Annotated in this window: 12 protein-coding genes and 2 tRNA genes; 13 read left to right on the top strand and 1 reads right to left on the bottom strand. The window is 55.1% G+C overall.

Going from position 1 to position 16727, the window contains the following annotated elements:
* Positions 1–29 precede the first annotated feature (29 nt).
* Together carB and greA are read left to right on the top strand one after the other, a co-directional pair.
* Positions 30–3251, top strand: a complete 3222-nt coding sequence (carB, locus tag L1F30_RS12775) for a carbamoyl-phosphate synthase large subunit (protein ID WP_253356620.1) — start codon at positions 30–32, stop codon at positions 3249–3251.
* Complete coding sequence (greA, locus tag L1F30_RS12770) at positions 3248–3724, top strand: transcription elongation factor GreA (protein ID WP_253356619.1); 477 nt, start codon at positions 3248–3250, stop codon at positions 3722–3724. Before carB ends, greA begins: the two co-directional genes overlap by 4 nt.
* A 32-nt stretch (positions 3725–3756) precedes the next feature.
* On the opposite strand, the gene L1F30_RS12765 is transcribed toward greA, so the two are convergent.
* The gene (locus L1F30_RS12765; protein WP_253356618.1) at positions 3757–4059 is read right to left on the bottom strand and encodes a YhbY family RNA-binding protein; all 303 of its coding nucleotides are present in this window, start codon (positions 4057–4059) and stop codon (positions 3757–3759) included.
* Between the two features lie 316 nt (positions 4060–4375).
* On the opposite strand from L1F30_RS12765, the gene ftsH reads away from it, so the two are divergent.
* The 11 genes from ftsH (at position 4376) to rbfA (ending at position 16720) form a co-directional block, all read left to right on the top strand.
* A complete protein-coding gene (ftsH, locus tag L1F30_RS12760; protein ID WP_253356617.1) occupies positions 4376–6298 on the top strand; it encodes an ATP-dependent zinc metalloprotease FtsH in 1923 nt (640 codons plus the stop codon).
* A gap of 136 nt (positions 6299–6434) precedes the next feature.
* The gene (gene folP / locus L1F30_RS12755) at positions 6435–7268 is read left to right on the top strand and encodes a dihydropteroate synthase (RefSeq protein WP_253356616.1); all 834 of its coding nucleotides are present in this window, start codon (positions 6435–6437) and stop codon (positions 7266–7268) included.
* Between the two features lie 77 nt (positions 7269–7345).
* Positions 7346–8686, top strand: a complete 1341-nt coding sequence (gene glmM, locus L1F30_RS12750; RefSeq protein WP_253356615.1) for a phosphoglucosamine mutase — start codon at positions 7346–7348, stop codon at positions 8684–8686.
* A gap of 191 nt (positions 8687–8877) precedes the next feature.
* A complete protein-coding gene (gene tpiA, locus L1F30_RS12745) occupies positions 8878–9621 on the top strand; it encodes a triose-phosphate isomerase (protein ID WP_253356614.1) in 744 nt (247 codons plus the stop codon).
* A 21-nt stretch (positions 9622–9642) separates the two neighbouring features.
* On the top strand, positions 9643–9990 hold the full coding sequence (gene secG, locus L1F30_RS12740) for a preprotein translocase subunit SecG (protein WP_253356613.1): 348 nt from the start codon (positions 9643–9645) through the stop codon (positions 9988–9990).
* An 11-nt stretch (positions 9991–10001) separates the two neighbouring features.
* Positions 10002–10086 (top strand) — tRNA-Leu (locus L1F30_RS12735).
* Between the two features lie 1152 nt (positions 10087–11238).
* Positions 11239–11315 (top strand) — tRNA-Met (locus tag L1F30_RS12730).
* Between the two features lie 271 nt (positions 11316–11586).
* Complete coding sequence (gene rimP, locus L1F30_RS12725) at positions 11587–12042, top strand: ribosome maturation factor RimP (protein WP_253356612.1); 456 nt, start codon at positions 11587–11589, stop codon at positions 12040–12042.
* Positions 12043–12080: 38 nt separating this feature from the next.
* Entirely contained in the window at positions 12081–13586 is a 1506-nt protein-coding gene (gene nusA, locus L1F30_RS12720) for a transcription termination factor NusA (protein ID WP_253361831.1), read from the top strand.
* Positions 13587–13601: 15 nt separating this feature from the next.
* Entirely contained in the window at positions 13602–16304 is a 2703-nt protein-coding gene (gene infB, locus L1F30_RS12715; protein ID WP_253356611.1) for a translation initiation factor IF-2, read from the top strand.
* Positions 16305–16330: 26 nt separating this feature from the next.
* The gene (gene rbfA / locus L1F30_RS12710) at positions 16331–16720 is read left to right on the top strand and encodes a 30S ribosome-binding factor RbfA (RefSeq protein WP_253356610.1); all 390 of its coding nucleotides are present in this window, start codon (positions 16331–16333) and stop codon (positions 16718–16720) included.
* The last annotated feature ends 7 nt before the right edge of the window (positions 16721–16727 follow it).

The raw sequence follows: 16727 nt of genomic DNA, 5'->3' as shown, positions 1-16727 counted from the left end.
AAACACTTTAAGCTTCAGGCCAGACAGCAATGCCAAAAAGAACTGACATTAAAAGTATCCTGATCCTCGGCGCCGGCCCCATCGTGATTGGCCAGGCGTGTGAATTCGACTACTCCGGCGCACAGGCCTGTAAGGCATTGCGCGAAGAGGGTTACCGCGTAATTTTGGTGAACTCCAACCCCGCCACCATCATGACCGACCCGGCCATGGCCGATGCCACCTACATCGAGCCCATCGAGTGGCAAACGGTGGCGGCGATTATTGAAAAAGAGCGCCCGGATGCGGTGCTGCCCACCATGGGTGGGCAAACAGCGCTCAACTGCGCGCTGGCACTGCACAAGCACGGCGTGCTTGAAAAGTACAATGTCGAATTGATTGGCGCCAATGAAGAGGCCATCAATAAAGCCGAAGACCGCGAGTTGTTCGATCAGGCCATGAAAAAAATCGGCCTTGAGTGTGCGCGTGCGAAAATCGTACACACCATGGAGCAGGCGCGCGAAGTGCCTAAAGAGTTCGGTTTCCCGTGCATTATTCGCCCATCGTTCACCATGGGAGGCTCCGGCGGCGGTATTGCCTATAACTGGGAAGAGTTTGAAGAGATTTGTACCCGCGGTTTGGATTTGTCGCCCACCAACGAGCTGTTGATTGATGAATCGCTCATTGGTTGGAAAGAGTACGAAATGGAAGTGGTGCGCGATAAAAACGATAACTGCATTATCGTGTGCTCTATCGAAAACTTCGACCCGATGGGTGTGCACACAGGTGATTCAATCACCGTGGCGCCGGCGCAAACCCTCACCGATAAAGAATACCAAATCATGCGTAACGCCTCGGTGGCGGTGCTGCGTGAGATTGGCGTTGAAACCGGTGGCTCTAACGTACAGTTTGCCGTAGATCCCAAAACCGGCCGGTTGGTTGTTATTGAAATGAACCCGCGCGTTTCGCGCTCTTCGGCGCTGGCTTCCAAAGCCACGGGCTTTCCCATCGCCAAGATTGCCGCCAAGCTGGCTGTGGGTTACACCCTCGATGAGCTGCAAAACGAAATTACCGGCGGCGCCACGCCTGCCTCGTTTGAGCCCTCCATTGATTACGTGGTCACTAAGGTGCCGCGCTTTACCTTCGAAAAATTCGGCGATGCCGATGCCCGCCTGACCACGCAGATGAAATCTGTGGGTGAGGTGATGGCCATCGGGCGCACCTTCCAGGAATCCGTACAAAAAGCCCTGCGCGGCCTGGAAGTGGGCAGCGCAGGATTTGAGCCCATTGTTGATCTCACAGAGGCCGATGCGCTCACCAAAATCCGTCGCGATTTAACCACACCCGGTGCCAACCGCATTTGGTATGTGGCAGATGCCTTCCGCGCGGGTATGACTGTTGAGCAGGTGTTTGAAGCCTCGTTCATCGACCCGTGGTTTTTGGTGCAAATTGAAGACATTGTGAAAGAGGAAACCGCACTTGCCTCCATGGCCTTATCGGCCATAGATGCCGATAAGATGTTTGCCTTAAAGCGCAAGGGCTTCTCCGATAAACGCTTGGCCACACTCTTGGGTGTTACCGAAAAAACCTTCCGCAAGCACCGCCATAGCCTGGATATTCGCCCGGTTTACAAGCGTGTGGATACCTGCGCCGCAGAATTTTCTACCTCCACTGCCTACATGTACTCTACCTACGAGCAAGAGTGTGAGGCAGCGCCCTCTGATCGCGATAAAATTCTGGTGCTCGGTGGTGGCCCCAACCGCATTGGCCAGGGCATTGAGTTTGATTACTGCTGTGTACACGCAGCGCTCGCCATGCGCGAAGACGGTTTTGAAACCATCATGGTGAACTGTAATCCGGAAACAGTGTCCACGGATTTCGATACCAGTGATCGCCTGTTCTTTGAACCGGTTACCCTTGAAGATGTGTTGGAAATTGTAGCGCTGGAAAAACCTAAAGGCGTGATTGTGCAATTTGGTGGCCAAACGCCGCTTAAACTTGCCCGCGCACTGGAAGAGGCCGGCGTGCCGATCATTGGTACATCCCCTGAGGCCATTGATCGCGCCGAAGATCGCGAGCGCTTCCAACAAATGGTGATTCGCTTGGGCTTGAAGCAGCCCTCCAACGCCATTGTGCGCTCAACGGAAGAAGCGCTGCGCGCAGCCGAGGCCGTGGGCTACCCCTTGGTGGTGCGCCCCAGCTACGTGTTGGGTGGCCGCGCCATGGAAATTGTGTACAACGAAGCCGAGCTCAAGCAATACATGCGCGAAGCCGTGCAGGTATCTGATGATGCGCCGGTGTTGCTAGATCACTTCCTTAACAATGCCATTGAAGTGGATATTGATGCCGTCTCCGACGGAAAAGAAGTGGTGATTGGTGCCATCATGCAGCACATTGAGCAGTGCGGTGTTCACTCCGGTGACTCGGCCTGTTCGCTGCCGCCTTATTCACTGGATAAGGACGTGCAAAATGAAATGCGCGAGCAAGTGCGCAAAATGGCCCTGGAGTTGGGTGTTGTGGGTTTGATGAACGTGCAGCTTGCTTATCAAGACGGCGAGATTTACGTAATTGAAGTAAACCCGCGCGCCTCGCGTACCGTGCCGTTTGTGTCTAAGTGCATTGGTGTGTCGCTCGCGAAAGTTGCGGCCCGTTGCCAGGCCGGCCGAAGCCTTGCCGAGCAGGGTTTTACATCGGAAATCGTGCCAGATTTCTACAGCGTTAAAGAGGCTGTATTCCCCTTTAACAAGTTCCCAACGGTAGACCCGATTCTGGGCCCGGAAATGCGCTCAACGGGCGAGGTAATGGGGGTGGGCGAAACCTTTGCCGAAGCTTTTGCCAAGGCGCAGTTGGGTGCCGGTGATGTGCTGCCCACCAAGGGGCGCGCGTTCATTTCAGTGCGCGACTTCGATAAAGACGGCATGTTGACCGTGGCCAAAGAACTGGCAGATTTGGGCTTTGAGCTTGTGGCGACCCGGGGCACTGCGGCGGTAATTGAAGCTGCGGGTGTGCCGGTACAGATCGTCAATAAGGTGACAGAAGGGCGCCCGCACATTGTGGACATGATCAAAAACGATGAAATCGATTTGATTATCAACACAACCGAGGGCAAGCAAGCCATTAAAGACTCGGCGTCTATTCGCCGGGGCGCAGAGGGCCATCGCGTCTATTACACCACTACGCTGGCAGCGGCAGAAGCGCTGTGTGTTGCCTTGCGTTTCGGGTTAAAGACAGAGGTTCGCCGCCTGCAAGATCTGCATAAGAGGATACATGCATGACCAAATATCCAATGACCGTAGCCGGCGCCGAGAAGTTGCGCGCCGAGCTCGAGCATCTGAAAAAAGTTGAGCGCCCGCGCATTGTTACGGCCATTGCAGAAGCCCGCGAGCACGGCGATTTAAAAGAAAATGCCGAATACCACGCAGCGCGTGAACAGCAGGGTTTTTGCGAGGGGCGGATTCAGGAAATTGAAGCCAAACTGAGTAATGCGCAGGTGATCGACATCTCCACCATTCCGGAGGGCGATAAGGTTATTTTCGGTACCACCGTAGATATTTTGAACCTGGAAACCGATGCCATTCAAACCTACAAAATTGTGGGTGAAGATGAAGCCGATGTTAAAGCCAATATGATCTCGGTTACCTCACCTATTGCCCGTGCTTTGATTGGCAAAGAAGTGGGCGATGTGGCGTTGGTGCGCACGCCCGCGGGTGAAGTGGAGTACGAAATAGACGCGGTGTATCACCGCTAGGGGTGACGGGCGCCTTTGGGCGCCCTTGCCAATCAGCGTAGGATGTTGGAAAGCTTGGGGTTGGGCTCGCGTGCGGCGCGGAAAATCAGGGCGATCTTGCCGATTTCCTGAATAACCTCGGCCCTGGCGGCCTTGCACATGGCTTCAATGGCAGCCTTGCGTGCGTCTCGATCGTTGATCACCATCTTCACTTTAATCAGCTCGTGATCTTCCAGGGCGCGGTTAAGCTCTTCCAGAACACCCTCTGATAAGCCTTTCTCGGCGACCATAACCACGGGTTTGAGGTTGTGACCAATTTGTCGAAACTGTTTTCTGCGCTCTGCACTGACTGGCATATAAAATCCTGAACTCTATCTAATCGTATTGGGGCTCATACCCCAGAGCCGGCATTGTAGCCTAAAGTTAGCAGTCAGTCGGTGCAATTGGTGGGCGGTGCTTGTATTTTCGCACTTGGCCCCCATTTTACCCCAACGGCTCAATTGGTCGGCTTTGTGTGGGCTTTTGTCCTTCGCTGTGAAATCCACCATTTACACCGGTGCGTAGCTGTATCATGCTGATAGGTATGCATACCGCCTTGGTAAAACACCCCGGAAATCCCGGTTGCAAAGTAACTTGCTGACGTAATGATGTGAGGGTAACCCTTTGAATGATATGGCAAAAAATCTAGTTCTGTGGCTGATTATCGCCGCTGTGCTGTTATCGGTATTCCAGAACTTTAGTGCCACCCCAAATAAGCAGGAAATTCCTTACTCGGAGTTTGTACTGGAAGTGCAGGCCGACAGGGTGAAGGAGGTGAAAATCGATGGCCTGGTCATCGAGGGGACCCGCCAGGCAGACGGTTCGCAATTCACAACGATTCGCCCGAATTTGGTGGATATGAAATTGATGGATGATCTGCTCAACCACAACGTCAAGGTGGTAGGTAAACAGCCCGAGCAGGCCGGATTCTGGCAGCAGCTGTTTTTCGCAAGTTTCCCGATTTTACTGATTATTGCCGTTTTTATGTTCTTTATGCGCCAGATGCAGGGCGGTGGTGGCGGCCGTGGCGGCCCCATGAGCTTTGGCAAAAGCAAGGCGCGGCTGCTGGGTGAAGACCAGATTAAAACCACATTTGCAGACGTAGCCGGTGTGGATGAAGCCAAAGAAGAAGTGCAGGAGCTGGTGGAGTTCCTGCGTGACCCATCGCGCTTTCAGCGCTTGGGCGGCCAGATCCCACGGGGCGTGTTGATGGCGGGCCCACCCGGTACCGGTAAAACCCTGCTGGCCAAGGCCATTGCAGGCGAAGCCAAGGTGCCTTTCTTCTCTATTTCCGGCTCAGATTTTGTTGAAATGTTTGTGGGCGTGGGTGCTTCGCGCGTGCGCGACATGTTCGATCAGGCCAAGAAGCAGGCGCCTTGTATTATCTTTATTGATGAAATTGATGCCGTGGGCCGCCACCGTGGCGGCGGCCATGGCGGTGGCCATGATGAGCGCGAGCAAACCCTGAACCAGCTGCTGGTTGAGATGGACGGTTTTGAAGGCAATGAAGGCATCATCGTGATTGCTGCCACCAACCGCCCGGATGTGCTCGACAAGGCCCTCTTGCGCCCCGGCCGCTTTGATCGCCAAGTGTTTGTAGGCTTGCCGGATATTCGCGGGCGCGAGCAAATTCTGAAAGTGCACATGCGCAAAGTGCCCTTGGATGAAAAAGTGCAGGCATCCATTATTGCGCGCGGAACCCCTGGCTTCTCTGGTGCGGATCTTGCCAACCTTGTGAATGAGGCCGCTTTGTTCGCCGCCCGTGCCAACAAGCGCCTGGTAACCATGGAAGAGTTCGAAAAAGCCCGCGATAAAATCATGATGGGTGCCGAGCGCAAGACCATGGTGATGGGCGAGAAAGAAAAGGAAAACACCGCCTACCACGAGGCGGGCCACGCCATTGTTGGCCGCTTGGTGCCAGAGCACGACCCTGTGCACAAGGTCACCATTATTCCCCGTGGCCGGGCCTTGGGTGTAACCCAGTTCTTGCCCGAAGACGACAAGTACAGCCTGAGCAAGCGCGCGCTGGAATCCCAGTTGTGCACGCTGTTTGGTGGCCGCATTGCCGAGGAAATGACCCTGGGCTTTGAGGGCGTTACCACCGGTGCCTCCAACGATATTGAGCGCGCCACCCAGCTTGCGCGCAATATGGTTACCAAGTGGGGGTTGTCGGAAAAATTGGGCCCGCTCAATTACGGTGAAGAAGAGGGCGCCTACCCGGGCACCTTCCACGCTGCCCACTCTGATGGCACCTCGCGCATGATTGATGAAGAAGTGCGCCGCATTGTGGATAGCTGTTACACCCGTGCAACCAAAATTCTTGAAGATAATCGCGATATTCTTGAGGCCATGAAAGACGCCTTGATGGAATACGAAACCATTGATGCCGAGCAGGTTGATGACTTGATGGCCCGTCGCAAGGTGCGCCCGCCAAGGGATTGGGACGACAACGATTTCAACGGCCACATCAAAGGTGGCCGCGGCGAGGAATCGCACGACGGGAAAGATCCTGATAAGCCCTCAAGCCCAATCGGCGGGCCGGCCAAGGATCACTGATTAAAAACACCAGCCTTGCGCTGGTGTTTTTTTATGATGTATTGAATTACGTGGTGCGGGATTTCTGCAGGTTTTATGCGCTTTGATTAGCAACTATCCCAAGCGGTGTGCGAACCGCTACTCAATGAGGTATTGAATGATTTTTGGTGCACCTACGCTTGATCTTTCGCGCCCACAGGTCATGGGCATACTCAATGTCACACCAGACTCCTTCAGCGATGGCGGGCGCTTTTTTGATGGCGGGCTGCGCATTGAGCGGGTGATTGATGAGGCGGCCGGCATGCTGGCCGCCGGTGCCAGCATATTGGATGTGGGCGGCGAATCCACGCGCCCCGGTGCCGAGCCTGTGCCCGAGCAGGCAGAACTCGATCGGGTTGTACCTGTGGTAGAGGCGCTTTGCGCGCGCTTTTCTGCGGTCATTAGCGTGGATACCAGCAGGGCGAGCGTGATGACTGCAGCCGCCCGCGGTGGCGCGGGCCTGATTAACGATGTGCGTGCGCTCACCGCAGAAGGCGCGCTATCAGCAGCGGCCGCCACGGGCTTGCCCGTGTGTTTAATGCACATGCGCGGCAAGCCCAAAACCATGCAGGCAGCCCCGCAATATTCTGATGTTGTGGCAGAAGTTGAGCAGTTTTTAGGCGAGCGGGTGCAGGCGTGCCTGGCCGCGGGCATAGGGCCTGATCGCCTGATACTTGATCCGGGTTTCGGGTTTGGTAAATCCCTTGAACACAATTTGCAACTGTTCCGGGCGATCAGCCATTTTGCAAAGCAGTACCCTTTGCTGGTGGGTGTGTCGCGTAAATCCATGGTGGGGCAGATATGCGGTCGCGAGGTGCCAGAGCGGCTTGCGGGCAGCCTGGCATTTGCGCTACTGGCAGCCCAGGCCGGCGCCCACATATTGCGCGTGCATGATGTGGCGGAAACCTGCGATCTACTCAAGGTGCTGACTGCCGTGCACGGCCAACTTTAGCGGCTGCCATATTTCCAGTAGAATCGGCGGTTTGCATTATTTTGCCTCCTGCATGGACGCCACATAGGACACATTCAATGACTCGTAAATATTTTGGTACCGACGGTATTCGCGGTGCCGTGGGTGAATTCCCCATTACCCCAGACTTTATGCTGAAGCTCGGCTGGGCGGCCGGCCATGTGCTGGGGGAGCGCTTTGAGGGCCCCAAGCGCATCTTGATTGGTAAAGATACGCGCATTAGCGGTTACATGTTCGAATCTGCATTGCAGGCGGGCTTGATTAACGCCGGTGTGGATGTGGGGCTGCTCGGCCCCATGCCAACGCCTGCCATCGCCTATTTAACCCGCACCTTTCAAGCGCAAGCCGGTATTGTTATCAGTGCTTCGCACAACCCCTATGGCGACAACGGCATCAAATTCTTCAGCGGTTCAGGCACCAAACTGCCAGACAGCGTAGAGCTTAAAATTGAGCAAATGCTGGATGAGCCGATGTCCACCGCCGAGCGGCTGGGCAAGGCGCGTCGCATTGAAGATGCCGCCGGGCGTTACATTGAATTTTGTAAGGGCACCTTGCCTTGGGGCTTTTCTCTGCAGGGCCTCAAAATAGTGGTGGATTGCGCCAACGGCGCCACCTATCACGTGGCGCCGGACGTGTTCCGTGAGCTGGGTGCCAAGGTGGTGCCCATTGCCAACGAGCCGAACGGCACCAACATCAACCGCGCGTGCGGCTCCACAAAGCCCGAAGTGCTGCGCGAAAAAGTGTTGGAGCTGGGCGCCGACCTAGGCATTGCCTTTGATGGCGACGGCGACCGCGTCTGTTTTGTAGATCACAAAGGCCAGGTGGTCGATGGCGATGAGATTTTGTATATCATTGCCGCGCACCGCATAGAACAGGGTCGTGAATGCCCCGGTGTGGTGGGCACGCTCATGAGCAACTTCGGATTTGAGCTGGGCCTGAAAAACATCGGTGTAGACCTGGTGCGTGCCGATGTGGGCGACCGTTACGTGATTGAAGCCATGCGCAACAACGGCTGGGATCTGGGTGGTGAATCTTCCGGGCACATTATCTGTGGCGACTTAACCACCACCGGTGATGGCATTGTGGCCGCCCTTCAGGTGCTGCTCGCCATGGTGTCTACCGGCAAGGGGTTGCACGAATTGAAATCCGCCATGACCAAGTGCCCGCAAACCATGATAAATGTGCGGGTGAAAGACAAATCGTTGCTGGCGGGCAACGCCTCTATACAGTCGGCCATTGCTGAAACCGAATCTGTGCTGGCCGGGCGCGGGCGCGTGCTTTTGCGCCCCTCGGGCACTGAGCCTGTGGTGCGGGTGATGGTTGAAGGCGATGAGGCAGGCGCCGTCAAGAAGTTGGCCGCCGAGCTTGCAGAGGTGGTTCAGGCCGCTGTGGGCGCCTAGTTAGTGCGCCTGCTAATTGATTGATTTAGTGAGCAAAAAGCCGTTGTATCTCGGCACCGACTTCGCTAACATTGGCGCCCGCTTGAGAGGCACCCATGAGTGTGGTGTGTTCAAGCCCCCTGCCAGGCTTCGCCTGCGCTATTGGGAGCAAATAAGTCGCCCTTGGGTGCGACCTATAGCAAGGAGAATCTATGCGTCGTCCGCTGGTGATGGGCAATTGGAAGATGAACGGCTCGCACGCTGCCAATGCGCAGTGGCTTGAGGGTTTCAGAATTCCGGAGGCCGCCGTTGTGGATGTCGCAATCGCAGCGCCTGCGCCTTACCTGGCGGTGCTGAGTGAGCGGTTTCAGCGCGCAGGTATTGCACTGGCAGCGCAAGATGTGAGCGATCAGCTAGCCAATGGTGCCTTTACCGGCCAGTGCAGCGGTGCCATGTTAAAAGATGTCGGCTGTGAGTATGCGATTGTTGGCCACTCCGAGCGCCGGGAGTATCAGGCAGAGTCGGATGCGCTGGTGGCGGCAAAGACAAAGGCGGCGTTGGCTGCAGGTGTCACGCCGGTAGTCTGCGTAGGGGAAACCCTTACAGAGCGCGAGCAAGAGCAAACATTTGCTGTGGTAGCACGGCAGTTGGCCGCAGTTATAGAAGCGGTTGAAGATGTTAGCGAAATCGTGGTTGCCTATGAGCCGGTATGGGCCATTGGCACCGGTAAAACGGCAACACCTGAGCAAGCCCAGGCAGTGCACGCAGCCATTCGCGAGCAGCTGGGTTCAGCCGGTAGCCGCGTAAGTGTGCTATACGGCGGCAGCGTGAAATCTGCCAATGCCGATGAGCTGTTCAAGCAGCCAGATATTGATGGCGCCTTGGTGGGCGGAGCGGCGCTTGACAGTGTTGAGTTCAGCAAAATTTGTGAGAGTGCTATAAGTCACTTGGCTTAAGGCTCGAATGTAGAGAATATTATGGAACAGTTGATTATTATCGTGCACGTGCTTGCAGCTTTGGCCATTATCGGCCTGATCTTGCTGCAGCAAGGTAAAGGTGCCGAAGCGGGCGCGTCTTTTGGTGGTGGTGCCTCGCAAACAGTATTTGGCAGCTCTGGTGGTGGTAACTTTTTTTCGCGCGCCACAGCTGTGTTTTCATTGATTTTCTTCATCACCAGCTTCGGCTTGGCCATTGTGGCCAAAAACAAAGCAGATATTTCTTCCAATGCCGGTATTCCCGCCATTGTCGAGCAGTCTGCTGGCGACGCCGAAGTACCCGTAGTTGAAGATGCCGCTGATGAGGTGCCGCAGGCGCCAGAGCAGTGAGTAAAGGTTTAGCCCAAGTGGTGAAATTGGTAGACACGCTATCTTGAGGGGGTAGTGACGCAAGTCGTGCCGGTTCAAGTCCGGCCTTGGGCACCAATTGAAGAAGCCTGATGCTAACGCATCGGGCTTTTTTTTTCCTGCCAGGCCGGACCAGGGTCCGGCGTTGATTCGCGCAGTGCGCTCACCCTCCGGGCCGCTGCGCGGTCCTAATCTGGGATTAGTGGGCACCAATTGGAGAAGCCTGATGCTAACGCATCGGGCTTTTTTTTACCTGCCAGGCCGGACCAAGGTCCGGCGTTGATTCGCGCGATGCGCTCACCCTTCGGGCCGCTGCGCGGTCCTAATCTGCGATTAGTGGGCACCAATTGAAGAAGCCTGATGCTAACGCATCGGGCTTTTTTTTACCTGCCAGGCCGGACCAAGGTCCGGCGTTGATTCGCGCGATGCGCTCACCCTCCGGGCCGCTGCGCGGTCCTAATCTGGGATTAGTGGGCACCAATTGAAGAAGCCTGATGCTAACGCATCGGGCTTTTTTTTTTACTTGCCAGGCCGGACCAAGGTCCGGCGTTGATTCGCGCAATGCGCTCACCCTTCGGGCCGCTGCGCGGTCCTAATCTGGGATTAGTGGGCACCAATTGAAGAAGCCTGATGCTAACGCATCGGGCTTTTTTTTACCTGCCAGGCCGGACCAAGGTCCGGCGTTGATTCGCGCGATGCCTCACCCTTCGGGCCGCTGCGCGGTCCTAATCTGCGATTAGTGGGCACCAATTGAAGAAGCCTGATGCTAGCGCATCGGGCTTTTTTTACCTGCCAGGCCGGACCAAGGTCCGGCGTTGATTCGCGCAGTGCGCTCACCCTCCGGGCCGCTGCGCGGTCCTAATCTTCGATTAGTGGGCACCAATTGAAGAAGCCTGATGCTAACGCATCGGGCTTTTTTTTTACTTGCCAGGCCGGACCAAGGTCCGGCGTTGATTCGCGCGATGCGCTCACCCTTCGGGCCGTTCGCCGCCTTGCTGGAGAGGGGCTTGTGAAGTTTGCGTAGCGCTGTGGCTGGTGCTTTTGTATAGGCGCTCGCTTGGTGCGCTGCTCGATGGGGCTGTGGTTGCCGTGTTTTTGTGCTTATTGCTGTAAAACTAATCTAAGTAATTGTTTTTATAAAATAAATGCAAAAGGGGGTTGACCGAGGGTGGGGTGCTCCCTATAATTCGCGGCCTTGGTTGAGAGCACAGCTCTGAAGCAAGTTGTTGATGCGGGGTGGAGCAGCCTGGTAGCTCGTCGGGCTCATAACCCGAAGGTCGTTGGTTCAAATCCAGCCCCCGCTACCAATTTTGAAGTTTGGTACCCGTAGCGCCACTGGGTTATAGTGAGCTACAACAGGCCGGCATAGCCGGGCGAAGGCCGAATTACCAGAATCGGCTTTTGGCTATCGAACTGCGTCGCAAGACGTGCCGAGAAGCCCCAGTTTGGGGCTTTTTTGTATGCGCGAATTGCCAAGCCTCCGGGCGGCGCAAGATATTACTGCCAGCTAAGGCAGTCATAATAAGAATGGGCCTAGTGCCCATTTTTTGTTTGTTTTACGAGAACACAGAAGCGTATATGGCGACAAAGCAAGAAACCTTGCAGGCACTGATTGCACCCGTAGCTGAGGCTATGGAATGTGAGTTTTGGGGTATGGAATATTTATCCCAGGGGCGTCACACCACCTTGCGCATTTTCATCGAGCGCGAAAACGGCGTCATGCTGGAAGATTGCGAAAAAGTCAGCCGCCAGGTTAGCGCTGTGCTCGATGTCGAAGACCCCATCAGTGGCGAGTACACCTTGGAAGTTTCTTCTCCCGGCGTTGATCGGCCGCTCTTTACCCTAGACCACTACCAACGCTTTCAAGGCCACAAGGCCGAGCTACGTTTACGCACCCCATTTGATGGCCGCCGCAAGTTCAGTGGCGTCATTAGCGGTATCGAAAACGACGAAGTGATATTGCAGGTAGAAAACGAAGAATACCTGTTTCCCATAGATTCGATTGAAAAGGCTAACATCGTTCCGCAATTCTAGTTGCCGGAGCCAGATGGAATTTAAGAGGCTAAACCATGATGAACAAAGAGATTTTGCTGGTCGCCGAAGCGGTTTCCAATGAAAAAGGCGTCGACCGTGATGTGATCTTTGAAGCCATTGAAATAGCGCTGGCAACGGCTGCTAAAAAGCGCTACGACGAAGAATCCGATATTCGCGTTGTAATTAACCGCAAAGACGGCAGCTACGAAACCTTCCGTCGCTGGTTGGTGGTAGATGACGACACCCTGGCAGAGCTTGGCACCCAGTTCACGCTGGAAGAAGCCGCGGAAAAAGACCCGGCGCTCAAAGCCGGTGACGTCTACGAAGAGCAGGTGGAGAACGTGGAGTTCGGCCGCATTGCCGCGCAAACCGCCAAGCAGGTGATTGTACAAAAAGTACGTGAAGCCGAGCGCGCGCAAATCGTGGAAGAGTACCGCGACCGTGTAGGCGAGCTGATTAACGGTACTGTTAAGAAAGTCACCCGCGATGCCGTGATTGTAGATTTGGGCAACAACGCAGAAGGCCTGTTGCCGCGCGATCAGTTAGTGGGTCGCGAAGTGTTTCGCATGAATGATCGCGTGCGCTCACTGCTATTGGATGTGCGCCCCGATGCCCGTGGCCCGCAGCTCTACCTGAGCCGCTCATGCCCCGAGATGCTGATCGAATTATTTAAAATTGAAGTGCCGGAGATTTCAGAAGAAGTTATTGAAATCAAGGGTGCGGCCCGCGATCCTGGCTCGCGTGCCAAAATTGCCGTAAAAACCAACGATGGCCGCATAGACCCGGTAGGTGCTTGTGTGGGCATGCGCGGTTCACGCGTACAAGCGGTATCCAATGAGCTTGGCAATGAGCGCGTGGATATTGTGCTGTGGGACGACAACCCGGCCCAGTTCGTTATTAACGCTATGTCGCCCGCTGAAATCGAATCCATTGTGGTTGATGAAGACGCAGGTTCCATGGATGTGGCCGTAGCCGAAGATAACCTGGCTCAGGCCATTGGCCGTGGCGGCCAAAATGTGCGCCTGGCATCCGAGCTCACCGGTTGGACCATCAACGTGATGAGCGAAGAAGAGTGGAGTGCCAAGCAGCAGGAAGAATCTGGCAGCATTGTTGAAAACTTCATGGCCGCACTGGATGTGGATGAAGAAGTTGCCGAGGTGCTGGTAGACGAAGGCTTCACCACCCTCGAAGAAGTGGCCTATGTTCCCCTGGAGGAAATGCTGGCCATTGAAGGTTTTGATGAAGATATCGCCGAAGAATTGCGTGCTCGCGCGAAAGACGCACTGCTTACCCAGGCACTGGCCTCTGAAGAGAAGCTGGATACCGAGCCCGCAGAAGATTTGCTGACCATGGAAGGTATGGATAAGCACCTGGCCTACCTGCTGGCGGCTAACGGCGTTATCACAATGGAAGATCTGGCCGAGCAATCCGTAGACGACCTGTTGGGCGTTGAAGGTATGGATGAAGAGCGCGCAGCGGCACTGATCATGAAAGCACGTGAACCCTGGTTTGCTGACGAGTCAGACAGCGCAGGCGAGCAATAATACCGAGGAAAGAGAATGGCTGAAGTAACTGTAAGCGAACTCGCCGAATCAGTCGGTGCTCCCGTCGAGCGTCTGCTTAAGCAGATGCAAGAAGCCGGTTTGAAGCACAAGAAAGCTGATGAGTCGGTTTCTGATGAAGAAAAACAAACCTTGCTGCGCTTTTTAAAGAGCAGTCACGGTGAGGAAGTGGCCGAGCCACGTAAAATTACCTTGAAGCGCAAAACCACCACTACCTTGAAAACAGGTTCCGGTGCTTCGCGCAAAGTGGTTAACGTTGAAGTGCGCAAAAAGCGCACCTACGTAAAGCGTGACCCGGCTGAAGTGGAAGCTGCAGAAGCGGCCGCTGCAGAAGCTGCGGCCAAAGCGGAAGCTGAAGCCGCCGCCAAGGCCCAAGCCGAAGCAGACGCAGCCGAAGCCGCTGCCAAAGCGCGCGCTGAAGAAGAGGCGAAAAGTGCCGCTGCTGAAGCAGCAACGCCAGCTGCAAAAACTGCGGCCGCCGAACCAACCCCGGCCGAGCCCGCTGCCCCCAAGGTTGCCAGCACTCGTGTAGACGATATGGAAGAGCGTCGCCTGGCGGCACTGGATGCGCGACGCAAGCAGGAAGAAGAAGAGCGCCTGAAGGCCGAAGAAGCCAAGCGCAAGGCCGAAGAAGAGTTGCGCCAGCAGCGCGCTGATGCTGAGGCCAAGGCCAAGAAAGAAGAAGAGACCAAAGGCAAGCACGGCCAGGCGCCGAAAAAATCGCGCCATGTTGAAGTAGATGATGCCGAAGACAAGGCTAGCAAGCACACGAAAAAAGCCGGCCACCGCGCCAGCAAGAAAGTTGTGGCACCTGCCGCACCCAAGAAGGGCGCACGTATTGATTTGAAGCGTCTGGATGAGTTGGAAGATGAGTTGGCAACCCCGCGTCGTGCACGTGGCTCGCTGAAGCTAAATAACAAACACGGTTTCAAGAAGCCGACGGCGAAGCAAATTTTGGAAGTTGAATTACCCCCGCTGATTACAGTCAGCGACCTGGCATCACGCATGAACATCAAAGCGAATGAACTGATCAAGCGCATGATGAAAATGGGTGTGATGGCCACACTAAATGATTCTCTGGATCAAGAAACCTCACAGCTGATTGTTGAAGAGATGGGCCACTCGGCCAAGCTCAAGAGCGATAACGAGCTGGAAGAGGCGCTGGAGCTTTCTATCACTCACGATGGCGAAATGATCAGCCGTGCACCGGTAGTTACCGTAATGGGTCACGTTGACCACGGTAAAACCTCACTGCTCGATTACATTCGTAAAGCCAAAGTGGCCGCAGGCGAAGCCGGTGGTATTACCCAGCACATTGGTGCATACCGTGTAAAAACGAGCCTGGGTGAAATTACCTTCCTGGATACTCCCGGTCACGCCGCGTTTACCGCCATGCGTGCACGTGGTGCCCAGGCAACCGACGTGGTTATTTTGGTGGTAGCCGCCGACGATGGCGTGATGCCGCAAACCATTGAGGCAATTCAGCACTCGAAGGCTGCCGGCGTGCCAATCGTTGTTGCAATCAACAAGTGTGATAAAGAAGCTGCCGATCCGGATCGCGTGAAAAACGAGTTGGTTCAGCATGAAGTTATTCCGGAAGATTGGGGTGGCGATACGCAGTTTATCGAGGTGTCGGCACACACCGGTACCGGTGTGGATTCACTGCTCGAAGCTATTTCACTGCAAGCTGAAATCCTGGAGCTGGAAGCGCCCGTTGATGTGCCCGCCAAGGGCGTGGTGGTTGAATCCCGTGTTGATAAAGGCCGCGGTGCCATTGCCACGGTATTGGTTCAGCAGGGTACGCTGAAGCGTGGCGACATGCTGTTGGCAGGCCAGGCCTATGGCCGCGTGCGTGCGATGGTAAATGAGCAAGGCCAAACTGTGAAAGAAGCTGGCCCCTCAACGCCCGTTGAAATTTTGGGCTTGAACAACGCGCCCGGTGCCGGTGAAGACTTCGCCGTGGTACCCGATGAGCGCAAGGCCCGTGAAGTGGCTGAGCACCGCGCAGAGAAAGAGCGCAGCGAAAAGCTCATGCGCCAGCAGGCAGCCAAGCTCGAAAACATGTTTGCCAACATGGGCAGTGAAGAGAAGAAGATTCTCTCCGTGGTTGTTAAAGCCGATGTGCGTGGTTCACTGGAAGCCATTTTGAGTTCCATGGCTGATATCGGCAACGAAGAAGTTGAAGTGAATGTGGTGTCTTCCGGTGTGGGCGGCATTACCGAGAGCGACGTGAACCTGGCGCTGGCTACTGGCGCGATCGTGCTTGGTTTCAACGTACGTGCCGATGCTGCAACGCGTCGTTTGGCTGAAGCTGAATCTGTTGAGATTCGCTACTACAGCATTATTTACCAGCTGCTTGATGAAATCCGTTCAGCACTGGCCGGTATGTTGGCGCCCGAGCGTGTTGAAGAGATTGTGGGTATTGCCGATGTACGTGAAGTGTTCCGTTCGCCCAAGTTTGGCCAGGTAGCCGGCTGTATGGTGACTGAGGGCACTGTGTACCGTAACAAGCCCATCCGCGTATTGCGCGATAACGTGGTAATTTTTGAGGGCGAGCTGGAATCTCTGCGCCGTTTCAAAGACGACGTTAAAGAAGTTCGCAACGGCATGGAATGTGGTATTGGCGTGAAGAACTACGACGTAAAAGTCGGCGATCAGATCGAAGTCTTCGACGTTAAAGAAGTAGCAAGAGAGCTTTAATTAGCTCTCCTGCTTGAGGTACTGCAATGGCTCGTGAATTTAAACGTACAGATCGCGTAGCAGATGCGCTGCAGCGATCTGTTTCGCGGTTTATCCAGCAAGAAATCCGCGATCCGCGCATTGGCATGGTGAACGTAAACGATGTAACGGTAACCCGTGATCTGGCGTTTGCGAAAATTTTTGTCACTTTTGTTGGCCGCGAAACCGATGCAGAGTGTGAAGCTGCGCTGGCAATCCTCAACAAGGCGGCCGGCTTTTTGCGCAGCCTTGTTGCGAAGGATTTGGATTTACGTACTACACCGCGCCTGCAGTTTGTGTACGATAAAACCACCATTCGCGGCAACCAATTGGCCAATTTGATTGACCGGGCAGTGGCTGACGACAAAGCCAAAAACCCCGAAGATCCGGCCGAGTAGCGCACGT

Origin of the sequence: Simiduia sp. 21SJ11W-1 (assembly GCF_024138675.1) — a bacterium.
Lineage (GTDB): Bacteria > Pseudomonadota > Gammaproteobacteria > Pseudomonadales > Cellvibrionaceae > Simiduia.
Note: the sequence above shows the minus strand (reverse complement) of the source record. Positions and strands in the feature narration are given on the sequence as shown.

Coding starts and splice junctions, on each gene's coding strand:
- carB (WP_253356620.1), top strand. CDS start 30: ATGCCAAAAAGAACTGACATTAAAAGTATCCTGATCCTCGGCGCCGGC.
- greA (WP_253356619.1), top strand. CDS start 3,248: ATGACCAAATATCCAATGACCGTAGCCGGCGCCGAGAAGTTGCGCGCC.
- L1F30_RS12765 (WP_253356618.1), bottom strand. CDS start 4,059: ATGCCAGTCAGTGCAGAGCGCAGAAAACAGTTTCGACAAATTGGTCAC.
- ftsH (WP_253356617.1), top strand. CDS start 4,376: ATGGCAAAAAATCTAGTTCTGTGGCTGATTATCGCCGCTGTGCTGTTA.
- folP (WP_253356616.1), top strand. CDS start 6,435: ATGATTTTTGGTGCACCTACGCTTGATCTTTCGCGCCCACAGGTCATG.
- glmM (WP_253356615.1), top strand. CDS start 7,346: ATGACTCGTAAATATTTTGGTACCGACGGTATTCGCGGTGCCGTGGGT.
- tpiA (WP_253356614.1), top strand. CDS start 8,878: ATGCGTCGTCCGCTGGTGATGGGCAATTGGAAGATGAACGGCTCGCAC.
- secG (WP_253356613.1), top strand. CDS start 9,643: ATGGAACAGTTGATTATTATCGTGCACGTGCTTGCAGCTTTGGCCATT.
- rimP (WP_253356612.1), top strand. CDS start 11,587: ATGGCGACAAAGCAAGAAACCTTGCAGGCACTGATTGCACCCGTAGCT.
- nusA (WP_253361831.1), top strand. CDS start 12,081: ATGAACAAAGAGATTTTGCTGGTCGCCGAAGCGGTTTCCAATGAAAAA.
- infB (WP_253356611.1), top strand. CDS start 13,602: ATGGCTGAAGTAACTGTAAGCGAACTCGCCGAATCAGTCGGTGCTCCC.
- rbfA (WP_253356610.1), top strand. CDS start 16,331: ATGGCTCGTGAATTTAAACGTACAGATCGCGTAGCAGATGCGCTGCAG.